Source organism: Saccharopolyspora endophytica (assembly GCF_018070075.1).
GTDB lineage: Bacteria > Actinomycetota > Actinomycetes > Mycobacteriales > Pseudonocardiaceae > Saccharopolyspora > Saccharopolyspora endophytica.
Genome location: NZ_JAGPXE010000005.1, coordinates 165509 through 182951 on the forward strand (window position 1 = coordinate 165509; position 17443 = coordinate 182951).

Annotated in this window: 18 protein-coding genes; 12 read left to right on the forward strand and 6 right to left on the reverse strand. The window is 71.9% G+C overall.

What is annotated here, in order from left to right; genetic code table 11:
- The first annotated feature begins 138 nt into the window (after positions 1–138).
- Together KBO27_RS14425 and KBO27_RS14430 are read left to right on the forward strand one after the other, a co-directional pair.
- Positions 139–1266: a glycosyltransferase family 4 protein gene (locus KBO27_RS14425; protein WP_210970692.1), complete on the forward strand. Its 1128-nt coding sequence runs from the start codon at positions 139–141 to the stop codon at positions 1264–1266.
- A 36-nt stretch (positions 1267–1302) separates the two neighbouring features.
- Positions 1303–2163: a glycosyltransferase family 2 protein gene (locus KBO27_RS14430; RefSeq protein ID WP_132672472.1), complete on the forward strand. Its 861-nt coding sequence runs from the start codon at positions 1303–1305 to the stop codon at positions 2161–2163.
- A 4-nt stretch (positions 2164–2167) separates the two neighbouring features.
- Here the strand turns inward: KBO27_RS14430 and KBO27_RS14435 are convergent, their stop codons facing one another.
- Positions 2168–2536 carry a hypothetical protein gene (locus KBO27_RS14435; protein WP_210970512.1) on the reverse strand — a complete coding sequence of 123 codons (369 nt, stop codon included), beginning with the start codon at positions 2534–2536 and terminating at the stop codon, positions 2168–2170.
- A gap of 184 nt (positions 2537–2720) precedes the next feature.
- Here KBO27_RS14435 and manB point away from each other — a divergent pair, with 184 nt between their 5' ends.
- The 3 genes from manB to KBO27_RS14450 all read left to right on the forward strand — a co-directional run bounded on the left by manB (position 2721) and on the right by KBO27_RS14450 (position 5438).
- Entirely contained in the window at positions 2721–3821 is a 1101-nt protein-coding gene (gene manB / locus KBO27_RS14440; protein ID WP_210970513.1) for a mannose-1-phosphate guanylyltransferase, read from the forward strand.
- A gap of 5 nt (positions 3822–3826) precedes the next feature.
- The gene (locus KBO27_RS14445) at positions 3827–4735 is read left to right on the forward strand and encodes a DNA-3-methyladenine glycosylase family protein (RefSeq protein ID WP_210970514.1); all 909 of its coding nucleotides are present in this window, start codon (positions 3827–3829) and stop codon (positions 4733–4735) included.
- Between the two features lie 409 nt (positions 4736–5144).
- On the forward strand, positions 5145–5438 hold the full coding sequence (locus KBO27_RS14450; protein ID WP_210970515.1) for a hypothetical protein: 294 nt from the start codon (positions 5145–5147) through the stop codon (positions 5436–5438).
- Positions 5439–5443: 5 nt separating this feature from the next.
- Here the strand turns inward: KBO27_RS14450 and KBO27_RS14455 are convergent, their stop codons facing one another.
- From KBO27_RS14455 to KBO27_RS14470, 4 genes are all read right to left on the reverse strand, one after another.
- A complete protein-coding gene (locus KBO27_RS14455) occupies positions 5444–5974 on the reverse strand; it encodes an NUDIX hydrolase (RefSeq protein WP_210970516.1) in 531 nt (176 codons plus the stop codon).
- Positions 5971–7320 carry a coenzyme F420-0:L-glutamate ligase gene (locus KBO27_RS14460; protein ID WP_210970517.1) on the reverse strand — a complete coding sequence of 450 codons (1350 nt, stop codon included), beginning with the start codon at positions 7318–7320 and terminating at the stop codon, positions 5971–5973. The genes KBO27_RS14455 and KBO27_RS14460 overlap by 4 nt, the downstream gene beginning before the upstream one ends.
- Complete coding sequence (gene cofD / locus KBO27_RS14465) at positions 7317–8306, reverse strand: 2-phospho-L-lactate transferase (RefSeq protein WP_210970518.1); 990 nt, start codon at positions 8304–8306, stop codon at positions 7317–7319. Before cofD ends, KBO27_RS14460 begins: the two co-directional genes overlap by 4 nt.
- A gap of 66 nt (positions 8307–8372) precedes the next feature.
- The gene (locus KBO27_RS14470) at positions 8373–9131 is read right to left on the reverse strand and encodes a site-2 protease family protein (RefSeq protein ID WP_210970519.1); all 759 of its coding nucleotides are present in this window, start codon (positions 9129–9131) and stop codon (positions 8373–8375) included.
- 597 nt (positions 9132–9728) lie between these two features.
- Between KBO27_RS14470 and KBO27_RS14475 the strand changes: the two genes are divergently transcribed.
- Both KBO27_RS14475 and KBO27_RS14480 read left to right on the forward strand, forming a co-directional pair.
- Positions 9729–9956, forward strand: coding sequence for a WhiB family transcriptional regulator (locus KBO27_RS14475; protein ID WP_145744635.1), 228 nt, complete (start codon positions 9729–9731; stop codon positions 9954–9956).
- A 172-nt stretch (positions 9957–10128) separates the two neighbouring features.
- Positions 10129–12156 (forward strand): hypothetical protein, encoded by a 2028-nt coding sequence (locus KBO27_RS14480; protein WP_210970520.1) that lies wholly within the window; start codon positions 10129–10131, stop codon positions 12154–12156.
- On the opposite strand, the gene KBO27_RS14485 is transcribed toward KBO27_RS14480, so the two are convergent.
- Positions 12140–12613 carry a metallopeptidase family protein gene (locus KBO27_RS14485; RefSeq protein WP_199740591.1) on the reverse strand — a complete coding sequence of 158 codons (474 nt, stop codon included), beginning with the start codon at positions 12611–12613 and terminating at the stop codon, positions 12140–12142. The two genes, KBO27_RS14480 and KBO27_RS14485, sit on opposite strands and share 17 nt — an antisense overlap.
- 205 nt (positions 12614–12818) lie before the next feature.
- On the opposite strand from KBO27_RS14485, the gene KBO27_RS14490 reads away from it, so the two are divergent.
- The 5 genes from KBO27_RS14490 to manA all read left to right on the forward strand — a co-directional run bounded on the left by KBO27_RS14490 (position 12819) and on the right by manA (position 17377).
- Complete coding sequence (locus KBO27_RS14490) at positions 12819–13178, forward strand: DUF3499 domain-containing protein (protein WP_207920057.1); 360 nt, start codon at positions 12819–12821, stop codon at positions 13176–13178.
- Positions 13179–13282: 104 nt separating this feature from the next.
- Positions 13283–14632: a phosphomannomutase/phosphoglucomutase gene (locus KBO27_RS14495; RefSeq protein WP_210970521.1), complete on the forward strand. Its 1350-nt coding sequence runs from the start codon at positions 13283–13285 to the stop codon at positions 14630–14632.
- A gap of 58 nt (positions 14633–14690) precedes the next feature.
- A complete protein-coding gene (locus tag KBO27_RS14500) occupies positions 14691–14906 on the forward strand; it encodes a Trm112 family protein (protein WP_165939659.1) in 216 nt (71 codons plus the stop codon).
- 7 nt (positions 14907–14913) lie between these two features.
- Complete coding sequence (locus tag KBO27_RS14505; RefSeq protein ID WP_210970522.1) at positions 14914–15993, forward strand: SIS domain-containing protein; 1080 nt, start codon at positions 14914–14916, stop codon at positions 15991–15993.
- Positions 15994–16099: 106 nt separating this feature from the next.
- Positions 16100–17377, forward strand: coding sequence for a mannose-6-phosphate isomerase, class I (gene manA / locus KBO27_RS14510; protein ID WP_210970523.1), 1278 nt, complete (start codon positions 16100–16102; stop codon positions 17375–17377).
- Positions 17378–17443 lie beyond the last annotated feature (66 nt).

The window sequence follows — 17443 nt, forward strand, 5'->3', positions numbered from 1 at the left end:
GTTGCGAGCCGGCGAACGGTGACCGAAAGGTTCCCTTGCTCACAGCGGCCGCCTCTCGCTCCCACGTTTTTCACGTACTGGGCACGAAGCCGTGAACCTTCGCCGTACTCTTTCCTGGTGCACAGAGGTGAACCGCACATTCTGATCGACGCCACCGCGGTCCCCGCGGACCGAGGCGGCGTCGGGCGGTACGTCGATTCCCTGCTCGCCGCCCTGGATTCGGACGGCGCGCGGGTCACCGTGGTGTGCCAGCCGCGCGACGCCGCTCTCTACGCGACTCTCGCGCCGAACTCGCGGATCGTCCCGGCCGCCGAGGCGGTCGCGACCCGCACGGCGCGGTTGACGTGGGAGCAGACAACGCTGCCGGTGCTGGTCAACAGGCTCGGCGTCGACGTGCTGCACTCGCCGCACTACACGACGCCGCTGGCCAACCCCGCCGCGTCGGTGGTGACCCTGCACGACGCCACGTTCTTCACCAACCGCCGCGTGCACTCGCCGGTCAAGGCCCGCTTCTTCCGGGCGTGGACGCGGGCCGCGCTGCGCCGCGCCGAGATCTGCGTGGTGCCCAGCCAGGCCACCGCCGCCGAGCTCGCGCGCACCGTCGGAGCGGACCGCAACCGCATGGCGGTCAGCTACCACGGCGTCGACCCGGACCGGTTCCACCCGCCGACGCCCGAGGAGATCGAGGTCGTCCGCGACCGCCTGAACCTCTTCGACCAGCCCTACGTCGCGTTCCTCGGTGCCCTCGAACCGCGCAAGAACGTCCCCGCGCTCATCCGGGCCTTCACCCAGGCCTGCCGGGGACGCCGCGACGAGGCCCCCGCGCTGGTGCTCGCCGGGCAGCCCGGCTGGGACACCAAGGTCGAGCGAGCGCTGGAATCGGTGCCGCACCGGATCCGGGTGATCAGGGCCGGGTACCTGCCGTTCCGCGAGCTCGCCGGATTCCTCGGCGGTGCGCGGCTGGTGGCCTACCCGAGCCTCGGCGAGGGCTTCGGACTGCCGGTCCTGGAAGCGATGGCCTGCGGTGCACCGGTGCTGACCACCCGCAGGCTGAGCCTGCCGGAGGTGGGCGGTGACGCCGTCGCCTACTGCGGCGTCCGGCCCACCGACATCGCCGCCGGCCTGCGCGAACTCCTCGACGACCCGGCTCGCCGCTCAGCCCTGGCCGCCGCCGCGCAGCTGCGGGCCAAGGAGTTCACCTGGGGCGCCTGCGCGACCCAGCACCGCGAGGCCTACGCCCGCGCCCACCACGCCAGCACCCGCTGACCCGGCGGCGACCGCGTTGCAGCAGAATGTGACGGCGTGACCAACGCGCGCACCTACGGCGACGAACTCGCCGTCGTCACCGTGACCTACTCGCCCGGCGAAACGTTGCAGCGCTTCATCGACACGCTGGACAAGGCCACCGAGCGCCCGGTCCGCGTGATCCTCGCCGACAACGGTTCGCAGGACGGCGCGCCGCAGCAGGCCGCGCAGCAGCACGCGAACGTCGAATTCGTGCCGACCGGCGGCAACCTCGGGTACGGCGGGGGAGCCAACCGCGGCGTCGCCGCGCTCGGTCCGGAGTACGGCTGGGTGGTCATCGCCAACCCCGACCTGGAGTGGGGCGCGGGGTCCCTCGACGAGCTGATCGCGGCGGCCGGGCGCTGGCCGCGCGGTGGTGCTTTCGGCCCGCTGATCACCGAGCCCACCGGCGAGGTCTACCCGTCGGCCCGGCTGCTGCCGTCGATCGGCCGCGGCGTCGGGCACGCGCTGTTCGTCAAGATCTGGCCCGGCAACCCGTGGTCGCGCGCCTACCGCCAGTCGGATTCCGGCAGCGGTGAGCGCACCGCCGGGTGGCTGTCGGGATCGTGCCTGCTGATGCGGCGCGAGGCGTTCGACTCCATCGACGGGTTCGACCCGCGCTACTTCATGTACTTCGAGGACGTCGACCTCGGAGACCGGCTGGGCAAGGCCGGCTGGCTCAACGTCTACGTGCCGGACGCCGAGATCATGCACATCGGCGGTGCCTCGACCTCGCAGGTGTCCAAGCGGATGCTCACCGAGCACCACCGCTCCGCCTACCGCTACCTCGCCGACCGGTACCAGGGCCTGAAGTGGGCGCCGCTGCGCCTCGCGCTGAAGCTCGGCCTGACCGCGCGCGCCAAGATCCAGGCGCGCTGATCGCCTAGTACTGCTGCGGGTACTGCTGGGTGGGCTGCGACCCGAGCGGTCCGAACTCGTTCGGGCCGCGCTGCGACTGGTACGGGTTGGGCGGCATGCCGTGCTGCTGCGGCTGCCCGTAGTCCTCGGTCGGCCACCCGGTGTGCGGGTCGGCGGTCGGGAACTGCGGCGGCTGCTGCGCCTGCATCTGCTGACCTGCGGCGGGCAGCATGTTCGTGTCGGTGTCCGCGCCCGCGCTGTTGACGATGTCGCGCGGGATCCGCACGGTGTTCGCCGCGTCCATCGGTGACGTGGCGTTGTCCGGTGTGACGACGAACGCGCCGCGTGCCCGCGCGCGAGCAAGTGCTTCGTCGGCTCGGAGGCGCGGGTCCATGTGGATGCCCTCTCAGTCGTTCGCAGTCGGTGGTGCCGAACCTGGCAAAAAACCAGGTGTGGCGTTGAACCGGGCACGGCCATCGGGCACGGGCCCAGTGTCATTATGCCGTTGCCACTGCCAGAGTATTCCCCCCAATGGGTTTTCGTCATTGATCTAGGTCAGGTAGAGGAGGACGACGCCGATGTCCGCGGATGCGCAGACCCCGGCCGAGCCGCGCCCGAAGGCGGAAGCGGTCGTGCTGGTGGGCGGTCGGGGGGTCCGGCTCCGGCCTTTGACCCTGTCCGCACCGAAGCCGATGTTGCCGACCGCCGGGGTGCCGTTCCTGCGCCACCTGCTGTCCCGGATCCGCGCGATCGGCATCGAGCACGTGGTCCTCGGCACCTCCTACAAGGCGGAGGTCTTCGAGGAGCACTTCGGTGACGGATCCGACCTCGGCCTGCACATCGAGTACGTGGTGGAGTCCGAACCGCTGGACACCGCGGGAGCGATCCGCAACGTCGCCGACCGGCTCACCGCCGACGACGTGCTGGTGTTCAACGGCGACATCCTCTCCGGCGTCGACCTCGCCGAGCTCCTCGACACCCACCGCGACACGGCGGCCGACGTCACCCTGCACCTGGTGAAGGTCGACGATCCGCGCCGCTTCGGCTGCGTGCCCACCAACGCGGACGGGCGGGTCACCGACTTCCTGGAGAAGACCGAGAACCCGCCGGTCGATCAGATCAACGCGGGTTGCTACGTCTTCCGAAGAGAGGTGATCGAGAGCATCCCCACCGGCAGACCGGTGTCGGTCGAGCGAGAGACCTTCCCCGAACTGCTCGCCTCCGGAGCCCGCGTGCAGGGCTACGTCGACGCCTCGTACTGGCTGGACATGGGAACCCCTGCAGCGTTCGTGCGCGGCAGCGCGGACCTCGTCCTGGGCAATGCCCCGTCCGACGCGCTGCCCGGCCCGACCGGGCAGGCGCTGGTGCTCGACGGTGCGAAGGTCGCCGAGGACGCGGTCGTCGACGCGGGCAGCACCGTGGGGGAGAACTGCGAGATCGGTTCCCATGCCCACGTCAGCGCCTCGGTGCTCTTCGAGGGCGTGGCGGTCGAGGACGGCGCGGTCGTGGAGCGCTGCGTGGTGGGAGCCGGTGCGCGGGTCGGTGCGGGGGCCGTGCTGCGCGACGTGGTGATCGGTGACGGCGCGACGGTCGGTGCCGACTGCGAGCTGCTGGCCGGGATCCGGATCTGGCCCGGCGTCGAGCTTCCGCCGAACGGAGTACGGTTCTCGGCGGATTGAGCGCTATGAACGAACCCCTCACCCGTGACTGGCACCACGACTACCCGCTGGACCTGGTCCGCGTCCTGTCGCCGCTGCGGCGCGGCAGCGGCGACCCGACGACCCGCGTCGAGCCGGGCGAGCTGTGGTGGGCCAGCACCACCGCCGACGGCCCCGCGACGCTGCGCCTGCGTCGTGCGAGCGGGGGAACCGTTCGCGCATCCGCGTGGGGCCCGGGAGCCGAAGCGCTGCTGGCGGGAGTCCCCGACCTGCTGGGCGCCTCCGACGACGACAGCGGGTTCGCCCCCGCCCACGACGTCGTGACGCGAGGGGTGCGGGCGGCGTCGGGCATGCGGCTGTGCTCGTCGGGCCGCGTGTGGGACGTTCTCGTCGCCGCGATCCTGGAGCAGAAGGTCACCAACCGGGAGGCGTGGCGCTCGTGGCGCGAGCTGTGCCGCCGCTTCGGCCACCCCGCACCCGGGCCGGTGGAGAAGCTGTGGACGGCTCCCGATCCGCGGCAGGTCCGCGAGATCCGGGACTGGGAGTGGCATCGCGCGGGCATCGACGGAGCCCGTCGCCGCACCCTGCTCGCGGCGGCCTCGTCGGCGCGCAGCCTGGAGAAGGCCGTGGTCCTCCGCGGTGAGGCCGGCCGGGACCTCCTGCAGAAGATCCCCGGCATCGGCCCGTGGACGGCGGCCGAGGTCGCGCAGCGCGCCTGGGGCGACCCCGACGCGGTCAGCGTCGGCGACTTCCACCTGCCCACGATCGTCGGCACCGCCCTGGTCGGCCGGCCCCTCGACGACGAGGGGATGCTCCGCGCGCTCAGCCCCTACGAAGGCCACCGCCACCGAGCGGTCCGCTACCTCGCCGCGGCAGGCGTCCACCGCCCCCGCTACGCCCCGCGCTTCCCCGTGCGCGACTATCGGGCGTTCTGAGCTCACCCCACCTTTCCTCGGCGCGACCTCTCATCCTTTGACCACGGAGAGTGACCGACCCCGCTTGCGTGGCGAACATCCCGGTGGGTGGATTGCTGCGCGAATCGCATTGCAATGCAATGCGTCGTGTTCTACTCTGGTCGTGCGTGAGATTTGTTGGACCGAACGGTCTGAGGCCCACATCGCTCGACATTGCGTCCACCCGGGCGAGGTCGAGGACGTGATCGGCAGCAGGCCGCAATGGGTAGTGCGAGGCCCAGGCGGTGCGACCATGCTTTTCGGGCGCACGCAGTCCGGCTGTCACCTGATGGTCGTCCTTGCGGACGGAGCGGACGGGCGTTGGTACGTCGTGACCGCCCGCGAAATGACGCTCAGAGAACGCCTTCCGGCGTAAGAGAAGGTGAGTGACATGACGAAGCTGGACAAGCTCGCCGAGTACTACGGAAGCCATGACATGGCGGAGGTCATGGAGTCGGGGCACTGGGAGGACGAGCCCGCAGAGCCCGACCCGATGATCACCACGTCGTTGCGCCTGCCGAAATCACTGCTGGACCAGGTTCGCGAACGAGCCGCTGCCGAGGACGTGAAGACGACGGCGTGGATCAGGGCGCTGATCGAGTCCGCGCTGGTGCGCTCCGAGCCGAACGGCGTCGAAGCGCGACTGCGGCGCCTGGAAGCCGCCGTCTTCAACGAATCGGCCTGAGCCGCTCATGCCCTCGCCGCGGTGAGCAGCGGGCCGAGGTCGGTGTTCTCCGGCGGGGTCGTCAGGGGCCACCAGCGCAGGTCGAGGGATTCCTCGCTGCGGGTGGGCTCGGCGCCGGCCGGGGCGCGGACGACGTAGCGGACGTCGAAGTGGCGGGTCGGCTTGCCGAGCGAGCAGGTGATCGGGTGGACGTCGAGGTGCACCGGCTCCGGATCGACCACCAGACCGGTCATCCCGGACTCCTCGGTGGCCTCGCGCAGCGCCGCACCGGCGAGCGTGTCGTCCTCCGGTTCGCAGTGCCCGCCCAGCTGCAGCCACCGGCCCACGCGGGGGTGCAGGGTGAGCAGCACGTTGTCGCCCGCGGAGTCCAGCAGCACCGCCGAGGCCGTGACGTGCCCGGGTTCGCAGGCGCGCAGGCAGGCGTCCTCGCGGGCGTCGAGCAGCGTGAGGAACGCCTGGCGCAGGGCTTCTTGCTGCGGGTCGGCCGGGCGCCAATCGCGCAGCACCCGCGTCGCGTCCGCGTGCGGTCCGCTCACAGCTCCACCAATCCGTCGTCGAGGTCGCGCGGCGGTCGCGGGCCCTCGGCCGGGGTCGCCGGGTGGCCGACCGCGACGGCGCCGAGGGGCTCCCAGTTCTCCGGCAGGTCCAGGGCCTTGCGGACCACGTCGGCGCAGAACATCGTCGAGGAGACCCAGCACGAGCCGAGCTCCTCGGCGGCGAGCGACACCAGGAGTCCCTGCACCGCGGCACCGCCCGCGACGGTGAACATCTGCCGCTCGGCGTCCGAGCGAGCCTCGTCCGGGTAGGTGTGGGCGCCGTCGCGGACCAGGAACGGCAGCACCACTTCCGGCGCCGCGTAGAGCAGGTTCCCGCGGTTGACCCGGCGCTGGGCCGCCTGCTCGGACAACCCGTCGCCGCGCAGGTCCTCCAGCCACGCGGTGCGCATCGCGTCGAGCAGCTTGACCCGCAGCGGCCGGTCGCGCAGCCACACGAAGTGCACCGGGCGCGTGTGGTGCGGAGCGGGAGCGGTCAGCGCCGCGCCGACCGCGCGCCGCAGCGATTCCTCCGCCACCGGGGTGTCGGCGAACTCGCGCACCGAGCGGCGCACCAGCACGGCTTCCCGCCGTCCCCGCGCGATGGCCTCGGCCGTTCCCAGGTGGAACAGGTCCTCCTCGACCGGCCGGGCGAGGTCTCGCGCCGTCGAACCGTCGTCCGCAGTGGTCAGCCCGCGCACCACGGCGACCGGGATGCCGCCGAGCTTGCCCTTGACCAGGTCCGCCGCACCGGCGATCTCGTCGGCGATCGCGACCTCGGTGACGGCCAGCTCGTTGCCCTGCGCGTCCGTGCTGCCCGCGTAGCGGTGCAGCACGGCCAGACCGGCGGAGCCGATGGCCGCATCGGTCTGCCCGACCCGCCAGGCCCGGCCCATCGTGTCGGTCACCACCACGGCGACCTGCACGCCCAGCCGCGCGGCGATGCCGTCGCGCAACCGGCGCGCGGAGGCGTCCGGGTCTTCCGGGAGCAGCGCGATCTGGTCCTGCGCGACGTTCGAGGCGTCGACACCGGACGCGGCCTGCACGATGCCGAGCTTGTTCTGCGTGATCAGCGTCCGACCCTTGCGGGCCAGCACCGACGTGGACTCCGACAGCACCAGCTCGCGCCGCAGCGCGTCGCGCTGCTCGGGGTCCTCGGGCGCGGTGATCATCCGGCCCTCGACCTTCGACACGATCTTGCTGGTGACGACGAGGACGTCACCGCCGCTCAACCAGGGAGCGGCCGCCGAGATCGACGCCGCCAGGTCGTCCCCCTCGACGAACTCCGGCAACCCCGTCACCGCGAACAGCTGCAGGCCCCCGGTCGCCGCGTGATCCCTGGGTGTCATGCCTTCTCCGAAGCGAGGTCGAACGCCGCCCGCGCCATCGCGGCGGTGGCGTCCACATCGGACATCAGCAGCGGCACCGAGCGCACCTTCACACCGGGCACGTCGGCGGTGTCGTCGCTGTGCACCAGCCAGCCGTCCAGGATTCCCTCCGCGTCGCCGCGCGCGCCGTAGTGGCGGCCGACGGCCTCCGCCGAGGTCTCCACGCCGATCGCGCTCAAGCACGCGTCGGCCATCCCGCGCAGCGGCTTGCCGCCGATGATCGGCGACAGGCCCACCACGGCGGCCTTCGTCTCGCGCAGCGCGGTGCGGAAACCGGGCACCGCCAGCAGCGTTCCGATGCTCACCACCGGGTTCGACGGGGCCAGCAGCACCACGTCGGCCTGCGCGATCGCGTCCAGCACCTCGGGGGTCGGCTTGGCCTCGTCGGCGCCGACCGGCACGATCGCGTGCGCCTCCGGCTCGGAGCGGTAGCGCACCCACCACTCCTGGAAGTGCACCGCCCGGCTCTCACCGGTGTCCGGGTCGTCGATCGCCACGTGCGTCTCGACCCTGTCGTCGGTGACCGGCAGCAGCCGGACCCCCGGCCGCCAGCGGTCGCACAGCGCCTCGGTCACCGCCGACAGCGAGTAGCCCGCGCGCAGCATCCGGGAGCGCACGAGGTGGGTGGCGATGTCGCGGTCGCCGAGGCCGAACCAGGTCGGCTCCGCGCCGTAGGCCGCGAGCTCCTCCTTGACCGACCAGGTCTCGTCGACCCGGCCCCAGCCCTTGGCGGTGTCGATGCCGTCGGCGAGCGTGTACATGCAGGTGTCGAGGTCGGGGCAGACCCGCAACCCGTGCATCCACACGTCGTCGCCCACGTTGACCACCGCGGTGATCTCGTGTTCGGAACTCTCGGCCTCGCCGATGGCGGGCAGCCCGAGCGCCGCCTTGACTCCGAGCAGGAAACGGGCGCCACCGACGCCGCCGACCAGAACTACGACCTTCACACCACCGATCCTCGCACGCCCCTCCCCGGCGAGGTCTGCGAACCCGGACGCTCCCGGTCAGTGGACTCAGAGGCCGCCGAAGATGCTCCGGAAGAAGGTCTGCCCCAGCGAGGTCATCGCGGAGTCCCCGCCGACCAGGTCGAACACGAAGTAGGCGAGCTCGAAGAACCAGCTGCCCACCAGCGGAACACCGATCAGCAGCAGGAACAGCACCAGCGGAGCCCACGGCCGGGCCTTCTCGCCGAACCGCCGCGCCGGCGCCGACAGCCACGGCTCGATCGCGCCGTACCCGTCGAGGCCGGGAACCGGCAGGATGTTGAGCACGAAGGCGATCACCTGCAGGAAGGCCAAGTAGGACAGTCCGGCCGTCAGCCCGATCGGCATCGGGACGAGGGCGATGATCGTCGTCAGGATCAGACCCAGCGCGAGGTTCGTCAGTGGTCCCGCCAGCGAGACCATCGACTCGATCCGGCGGCCCCGCAGGGCGCCGTGGTTGATCCACACCGCGCCGCCGGGGAGCGGGATGCCGCCGATGGCCACGAAGATCAACGGCAGGATGATGCTCAGCACTGGATCGGTGTAGCGGCGCGGGTCCAGCGTCAGGTAGCCCTTCGAGCGCACCGACCAGTCACCACCGCGGTAGGCGGTGGCCGCGTGCCCGAACTCGTGCAGGCACAGCGACACCGCCCAGCCGCCCAGCACCAGCAGGATGACGCCACTGGTCAGAGCGGTGGTGTTGGTGAACGTCGTCAGAACACCGCCGAGCGCGGTGACGGCGACGATGCCGAGGAACAGCGGGCTGACCCGCGCGACGGAGGTAGTCACGGTCCAAGTCTCCACGACTCGCCGTGCGCGTGTTGATCGGATTCGGACAGCGGTGATCGATCAGGGGTGGTATTAATGATCTTGGCGCAGCGCGATGCGCCGTACGGACCACTGGCCCTGTGCTGAACGCGCGGGTCTGGTTGGGGCGGCCGGACCTGGGGATCCGCAGATCCGGATGTCCCCCTACGGATGGTCCCGGCTTGACCGCAAGGAGCTACACGGGTGTAATCACAGCAGTGTCATTCGCTGTTGAAACCGATCGCCTCGCTGCGGCGCGGTGCTCGTTTCGGCGGTCGGCCGGGAGCGGGAGAACCCGGCTGGACACGAGGTCGATCGGCACGTCGCCGGCAGTGAGAGGGCGGCGGTGTGAGCGGTCGGCGACGGCATCGCCGTCGATGCGTTCTGGTCCCGGCATCGGGACCGGAAACCTGCGAGCAGGAGTGCGTCCTGTTCCGGTCCTGGGGAGGACCGGCGGGATAACGGGGAGAAATCGGGGGAGTCATGTGGGAATCAGGAGATAGCCGTCTCGCGGAGCGCGGGGACGCCACCGCCACCGCAACGGTCGCGGAGTTCGACGCGCTGGCCGAGCTCTTCGAGATGGAAGAAGAGCAGGAGTGGCAGGAGCGCGCGCTGTGCGCGCAAACCGATCCAGAAGCGTTCTTCCCGGAGAAGGGCGGATCCACTCGCGAGGCCAAGCGCATCTGCGCCGGCTGCGAGGTCCGCTCCGAGTGCCTGGAATACGCGCTGCAGCACGACGAGCGCTTCGGCATCTGGGGCGGTCTGTCGGAACGCGAGCGCCGCAAGCTCAAGCGCCGCGCGGTCTGACCGGCTGTTTCCGCGCTCGACCCGCAGCGGTGCGAGCCGCGAAGGTCGTCGTCGCGTCCGTCGCGTTCGCTCCGCAACGGCACGAGAGGTCGTCACACCCAGCCCGCTGGACGTTCCGCGTGCATTACCGTTCGGGCCGTAGTGGTTCGGACGAGCGGGAGGACCAGCGCGGGTGGACGAGCCGTCGAAGTCGCGGTTGCAGGGCCTGAAGTCGTTGCGCCGCTTCGTCTTTGAGCGAAGCGAGCCGGCCGAGCAGCCGACGCCGTCACCACGCGAGTCCGCGGACGCCGAGGCCACCGGGGAAACCCCGGAGCCGGACCGCCGCTCACCGCGCGAGCGGGCGCTGTCGGCGCTGCGCTCGCCCGGCACCGCGATGACCGCCGTTCTCGTCGTTTTCGCGCTCGTCAACGCGCTGATCGCGGACCGGTTCGGCGGAACGCTGTCCGGCGGCCGGTTGTTGCCGACCGCTGATCTGGCCACCACCTGGAGCGACTACCTCAGCGCGTGGCACGCCGTCGGCGGTGGCACCGGTTCACCCGCGTCGCCCTCGCTGGTCGTCCTGGCGCTGCTGGGCTCCGTCCTAGGTGGACCGTCGGTCGTGGTCGCCGCGCTGATGCTCTTCGGCGTGCCGCTCGCCGGGCTGAGCGCCTACCTCGCCACCCGCGCGGTCGACGCCTCCCCGCTGCGCCGCGCCCTGGTCGCCGGTGCCTACGCGCTCCTGCCGGCCGCCGCGATCTCGGCCGGGCAGGGACGACTCGACGTCGTCGTCGCGCACGTGCTGGTTCCGCCGCTGCTGGCCGGGATCGCCGCGGTCATCCGCCGCTCCGACGGCCAGTGGCTCGGCACCGCCTGCCTCACCGCGTTCGGCCTCGCCGTCCTCGGCGCCTTCGCGCCCGCGGTGCACCTGTCGCTGATCGTGCTGGCGCTGCTCGCGCACGTGCTCGTCCCCGGCAACGGCCTGCGCGGACGCCGCCGCGCCGCCGGGCTCGTCGCGCTCGTGCTGCTGTCGGTGGCCTGCCTGCTGCCGTGGCCGGTGCTGATGCTCAGCCACCCCGAGGTCCTGGTGCACGGGCTCGGCGCCCGCCTCGTCGAGCAGCCCGCGTCGGTGCTGCTGGCCACGCTCAGCCCGGACGGCTCGGCGGTGGGCGCGCTCGGGGTGCTGCTGGTGCTGGCCGCGATCCTGGCGCTGGCGATCTGCTGGGACGCCCGGATGCTGGCCGGTGCCGGAGTCGCCCTGCTCGGCTGGCTGGCGGCCGTCGTCATCGGCACGGTGTCCACCGAACCGCTCACCGGAGGCGTCGCGAGCCCCGGCTGGACGGGCGGCCCGCTGGTGCTGGTCGCCGCCGGGTGCGCCGGGATCGTGCTGTTCGCGACGATGCCCGCGCTGAACTGGAAGATCACCGCGCCTGTGCTGGCCGTGGGGCTGCTCGCGCTGGGCGGTGCCTCGGCGATCGGCATCGCTTCGGGCCCGCTGCGGGTCCACCAGGACGCTCCCGCGACCGGCACCCGGTTGGTGCTGGAGCCGGGACCACAACCCGCCCGGCTGATCACCGGCAGCGGTCCTCGCTTCGGCGACGACGACCTCGCCCCGGCGGGCACCGCCGCCGACTGGCTGCGCCAGGTCGACGAGGACCTGCGCAGCGACGACAGCGCGCGGGTCCGCCGAGCGCTGGCCGCGGTCGCCGCCCGCGGTGCCGACCACGTGATCGTCCCGGCGAACTCGCGACTGCCCGAACTCGCCTACGACATGGTCGTCGACGACGGCCGCCTCACCGGCCCGGGCCGCGAGCTGCGGCTGCTGCTGCCCGCGACGCCGGTGAAGCTCGTCGGCCCCGACCTGTCCAGGCAGGCCCAGACCGAACCCGGCCCGGCCCCGGAAGCGCGCCCGCTGCCGGTGGACGCCGAGCTGCCGTCGTTCACCGTGCGGATCTCCGAGGGCGGGACCGGGCGCGCGCTGGTGCTCGGCGCCGAGAACGAGCCCGGCTGGTACGCCACGGTCAACGGCGAGCGCGTCCCGCTGGCCACCGCGTGGGGCCACCAGGTCGCCGTGCCGCTGCCGCAGCAGGCCGCCGAGGTCCAGGTCGGCTACACCGAGCTCCCGCGCACCACGCTGCTGGTGGTGCAGGCGGCGGTGGTGCTGTTCACGGTGATCGCGGCGATCCCCGGGCGGCGCCGCAAGGGCGTCACTGCCCCTCGATGACGTCCGGGTCCAGGCCCAGGTAGGTCGCGACCTGCTCGACGAGGACGTCGTGCAGCAGGTCGGCCATGTCCGTGCCGTCGCGAGCGCGGGCCTCCAGCGGTCTGCGGTAGAGCACGATGCGGGCGCGCGTGGGCAGGCCGCGCTTGTCCACGCCTGCCGGGACGAGCCTGGCGAGCGGGACGTTGGCGTCGACGACCACGTCGTCGTCCCAGGTCACCTTCTCCGGAGCGGTGGTGCTGATCTCCGGTACCTCGTCGACGGCCACATCGAGCTGGGTCAGTTCGGCGTGCCAGCGCTGCTCGATGGGTTCCAGCGCTTCCAGCACCAGCGCGTCGAAGCGCTGCGAACGGCTGCGCGAGACCGGGACCGAGGAGGGGTACAGCGGTCCGCGCAGGCCACGGCCGCGCCGATCCCGCCGGTAGCGGGTTCGACGCCGAGATCCACGTGCGGTCACCACGGGCTGAGGGTACGCCCTCGGCAACCCGGGCCGGGACAACCGGCACGGGGATTTCCGGTGGTGATCGCGACCGGCTGTTCGCCGAAAGCAGACACCCCATCAACTCGGCGGGGGGCAGGGTGGAAACTGGTGTTCGGCGTGGCTCGTGAAAGAGATTCCGCGTGCCTGCGCCGCGAGGTGGACAGGAGGCGCTATCGTGCGTGGCGTGCGGAGCGTGAGGCGGTGCTCGCGGACCGGGTGTGTCAACCCGGCCGTCGCCACGCTCACTTATGCCTATGCGGACTCGACCGCGGTCGTCGGACCGCTGGCCACCTATGCCGAGCCGCACAGCTACGACCTGTGCGAGGCGCACGCGCTGCGGCTCACCGTTCCCAACGGCTGGGAGGTCGTCCGGCACGAAGGCGAGTTCGCGCCACCGACCCCGTCGGATGACGACCTGACCGCGCTGGCCGAGGCCGTGCGCGAAGCGGGCAGACCGGACAGGCCGGTGGAACCGCAGGTCAGCGCCCCGGGAGGTGGCCGCCGCGCGCACCTGCGGGCGCTGCCCGACCCGGTGGACGAGTGAACAGATCGTGACGAACAGCTCTGGTCAAACCGGATGCTGCCAACGACGTGCCGATCGCCGGTAGGCTGCCAACCACGTTGGTTGGGAACCGGGGAGGGTGCAGCGTGCGGGACCTGTCGGGGATCGTCAAGGCTTACGACATCCGCGGAGTGGTCGGCGAAGGCATCGATGCCGACGTCGTGCGGGAGATCGGAGCGGCGTTCACCAGACTGGTCGGCGGACCGGCCGTGGTGATCGGCCATGACATGCGGGACTCCTCGCCCGGCTTGGCGCAGGCGTTCGCCGAAGGCGTCACCGGCCAGGGCGTCGACGTCATCAACATCGGGCTGGCCAGCACCGACATGCTCTACTTCGCCTCCGGCAAGCTGGAGCTGCCGGGCGCGATGTTCACCGCCAGCCACAACCCGGCCCAGTACAACGGCATCAAGCTCTGCCGCGCGGGCGCGGCGCCCGTCGGCCAGGACAGCGGCCTGTCCGAGATCCGCGAACTGGTCGGTCACGGCGTGCCGGAGTTCCTCGGCGCCAAGGGTTCGACCAGCGAGCGCGACATGGTCGCCGAGTACTCGGCCTACCTGCTCGACCTGGTGAAGCTGCGCGACATCCGCCCGCTCAAGATCGTCGTCGACGCCGGCAACGGCATGGGTGGGCACACCGTGCCCACCGTGTTCGCCGACCTGCCGGTCGAACTCGTGCCGATGTACTTCGAGCTCGACGGCTCCTTCCCGAACCACGAGGCCAACCCGCTGGACCCGGCCAACATCGTCGACCTGCAGGCCAAGGTCCGCGAGGTCGGAGCGGACGCGGGCCTGGCCTTCGACGGCGACGCCGACCGCTGCTTCGTGGTCGACGAGCGCGCCGAGCCGGTCACCCCGAGCGCCATCACCGCGCTGGTCGCCGCCCGCGAGCTGGCCAAGGAACCCGGCGGGACGATCATCCACAACCTGATCACCTCCAAGGTCGTGCCGGAGATCGTCTCCGAGCTCGGCGGCAAGCCCGTGCGCACCCGCGTCGGCCACTCGTTCATCAAGCAGACGATGGCCGAGACCGGGGCCATCTTCGGCGGCGAGCACTCCGCGCACTACTACTTCCGCGACTTCTGGCGCGCCGACTCCGGGATGCTGGCCGCGCTGCACGTGCTGGCCGCCCTCGGAGGCCAGGACGCGCCGCTGTCGGAGCTCATGGCCGACTACTCCCGCTACGAGGCCAGCGGTGAGATCAACTCCACGGTCGATGACCAGCAGGCCCGCATGCGCGCCGTCGCCGACACCTTCGGTGACCGGAATGGCGCTTCTGTCGACGAGCTCGACGGGCTTACCGTGGAGCTGTCGGACGGATCGTGGTTCAACCTGCGCCCGTCCAACACCGAACCGCTGCTCCGGCTCAACGTCGAGGCGAGGGACACTGAGGCCATGACCGCGCTGCGCGACGAGGTGCTCGCGGTCATCCGCGGATGAACCGACGTCGACACTGATGAGCGACACTCGCCGAAGCGCGCGAGTTGGGGAGGAAAACGTGGCCGTTGACCTGGAAGCGCAATTGCTGGAGATCCTGGCCTGCCCGTGCGAGCAGCACGGCGCGCTGCGGCCCGGCTTGGCCGACGACGCGCAGGCCGATTACCTGACCTGCGCTTCCTGCGGCCGCGGTTTCCCGGTGCGGGACGGCATTCCGGTGCTGTTGCTGGAAGAGGCCGTCGGGGGCGGGTCTCCCGGCGGCGCCGGGGAGGGGTGAAGCGCCGGTGCTGGACGACAGTCTCCTCGACGACCCGGCCAGGCTGGCCGACGTCGATTCCGGCGGCCTGCTGAGGCTGGCCGCGCTCTCCGGCGCGCAGGTGCGCGCCACCGCCGAAACCGCGGCCGAAGCCGGCCTCGACGACCTGGCCGACGGCCGCCCGCGCGCGGTCGTGCTGCTGACCAGGCCCGGTGTGTCCACGAGCGTGGCGAACCTGCTGGTCGCGCTCACCGGCGCCCGCTGCCCGGTCCCGGTGGTGATCTCCGACGAGCTGCCGTCCTGGGTGGGGCCGCTGGACGTCGTGTTCGCCCACACCGACGACGTCGGTGACGTCGCGCTCGCCGAATCCGTGGCCACCGCCTGCCGCCGCACCGCCAGCGTCGTGCTCGCGGTGCCCTCCGAAGGTCCTGTCGCCGCCGCGGGCGCGGGCCGCGCGAAGATCCTGGTGCCGCGCGTGCCGGTGCCGCCCGCGCTCGCCTTCGCCTACGTCTTCGCCGCCGGGATCAGCACCTTCCGCGCCCTGGACCTGCTGGACTTCGACACCGACGAGCTCGCCGAAGAGCTCGACCGGGAAGCCGAGCGCGCCCACCCCGGACACGAGTCGCTGAGCAACCCGGCCAAGTCGCTGGCGCTGCGGATGGCCGACCGCACCCCGCTGCTGTGGGGTCTGGGTCCCGTCGCCGCCGCCGTGGCCGGTCACGGTGCGTTCGCGCTCGGCGCGCACGCGGGCGTTCCCGCCCACGTCGCCGAGTACCCGCACGCGGTCGTGCAGCGCGCGCTGCACCGCGCCGCCGCGTCCGCCGGCTCCGAGGCCGACATCTTCGCCGACCCCGAGGACGAGCCGGGGGCGCAGCTGAGGGCCTTGCTGATCAGCACGCGCCACAACGACCAGGGGGAGGTGTTCGAACGGTCCGCTGCGCGGGACCTGCCCGGTGCCGACGTGGTCGTACCGGGGGACACGGTGCGCGCCGACCCGCTGCTGCGCGCGGCGGTCCTGGCCGCCCGGTTCGACCTGGCCGCCGTGTACCTGGGCCTGGCCGCGGGCACCCTCAACGGCCCGGGCTGGCCGGCCCTGGCCATGAGCTGAGGCGAGCCGCACCGAGAACCCGGGATCTCCCCGATGCCGCACGCCCGCCCGGCGAGGTGTGCTTGGCCGGACGAGCAAGCGCGAGAACGAGGAAGCGAGAACGACTGTGGAGCTACTGCGAAACGCGGTGCGCCCCTACGCCTGGGGCTCGCGCACCGCTATTGCGGATCTGCTCGGTCGGCCCGTCCCCACCCCGCACCCGGAAGCAGAGCTGTGGATGGGCGCTCACCCCGGTGACCCGTCCCGGGTGCTGCGACCCGACGGGGACGAGGTGTCGCTGCTGTCGCTGCTGGACTCCGAACCCGCGCACCACCTGGGCGACGAGTGCGTGCGCCGCTGGGGCGGCCGACTGCCGTTCCTGATGAAGGTCCTCGCCGCCGACGAGCCGCTGAGCCTGCAAGCCCACCCCTCCGCCGAGCAGGCCGCCGAGGGCTTCTCCCGGGAGGAGCGGGCCGGGATCGCGCGCAACGCGCCCAACCGCAACTACCCGGACCCGACGGCCAAGCCCGAGCTGATCTGCGCGCTCACCGAGTTCCACGCGCTCGCCGGGTTCCGCGAGGCCCAGCGCACCGTGCGGCTGCTCGACGCGCTCGACGTGCCCAGCCTGCGCGCGCACCGCGAGCTGCTGGCCGCGCAACCGGACGCCAGCGGTCTGCGCGCGCTGTTCACGACCTGGATCACGCTGCCCGAGCACTACCTGCGCGACGTGCTGCCGGAGCTGCTGGACGCCTGCATCGCGCACGTCAGGGAGCGCGGCGAGTTCGCCCTGGAGTGCCGCACGGTGCTGGAGCTGGGGGAGGCCTACCCGCACGACGCGGGAGTGCTGGCGAGCCTGCTGCTGAACCGGATCGTGCTGCAGCCGGGCGAGGCGATCTTCCTGCCCGCCGGCAACCTGCACGCCTACCTGCACGGCACCGGCATCGAGATCCTCGCCAACTCCGACAACATCCTGCGCTGCGGCCTGACGCCCAAGCACGTGGACGTGCCGGAACTGCTGAAGGTGCTGGACTTCTCGTGCGGTGACATGCGGGTCCTCAAGGGCGAGTCGCTGGACGCCAACCTCACCGCCTACCGCACCCCGGCTGACGAGTTCGAGCTGTCCCGGTTGGACTGGACACCGGCCGAGTCCGGCACCGTCCACCTGGACTCGCCCGGTCCGCAGATACTGCTGTGCACCAAGGGGAGCGTTCGCCTGACCAGCGGTCATCCGGGCAACGGTTCATTGCCGCGCGAACTGGTCCTGCACCGCGGCCACTCCGTGTGGCTCGCCGCCAGCGACCCGGCGGTGGAAGTCCGCCCGGCCGAACTGGATCCGGACGGGCAGGCCCAGATCTTCCGAGCCGCGGCCGGGTCCTTCTCGAGAGCCATCTCGCACAACGGTTAGGTTCACTCCGCCCCTGATCGAGCCGGACACCCGGTAGATTCCTCCCGACATCGCAGCCGGATCGCA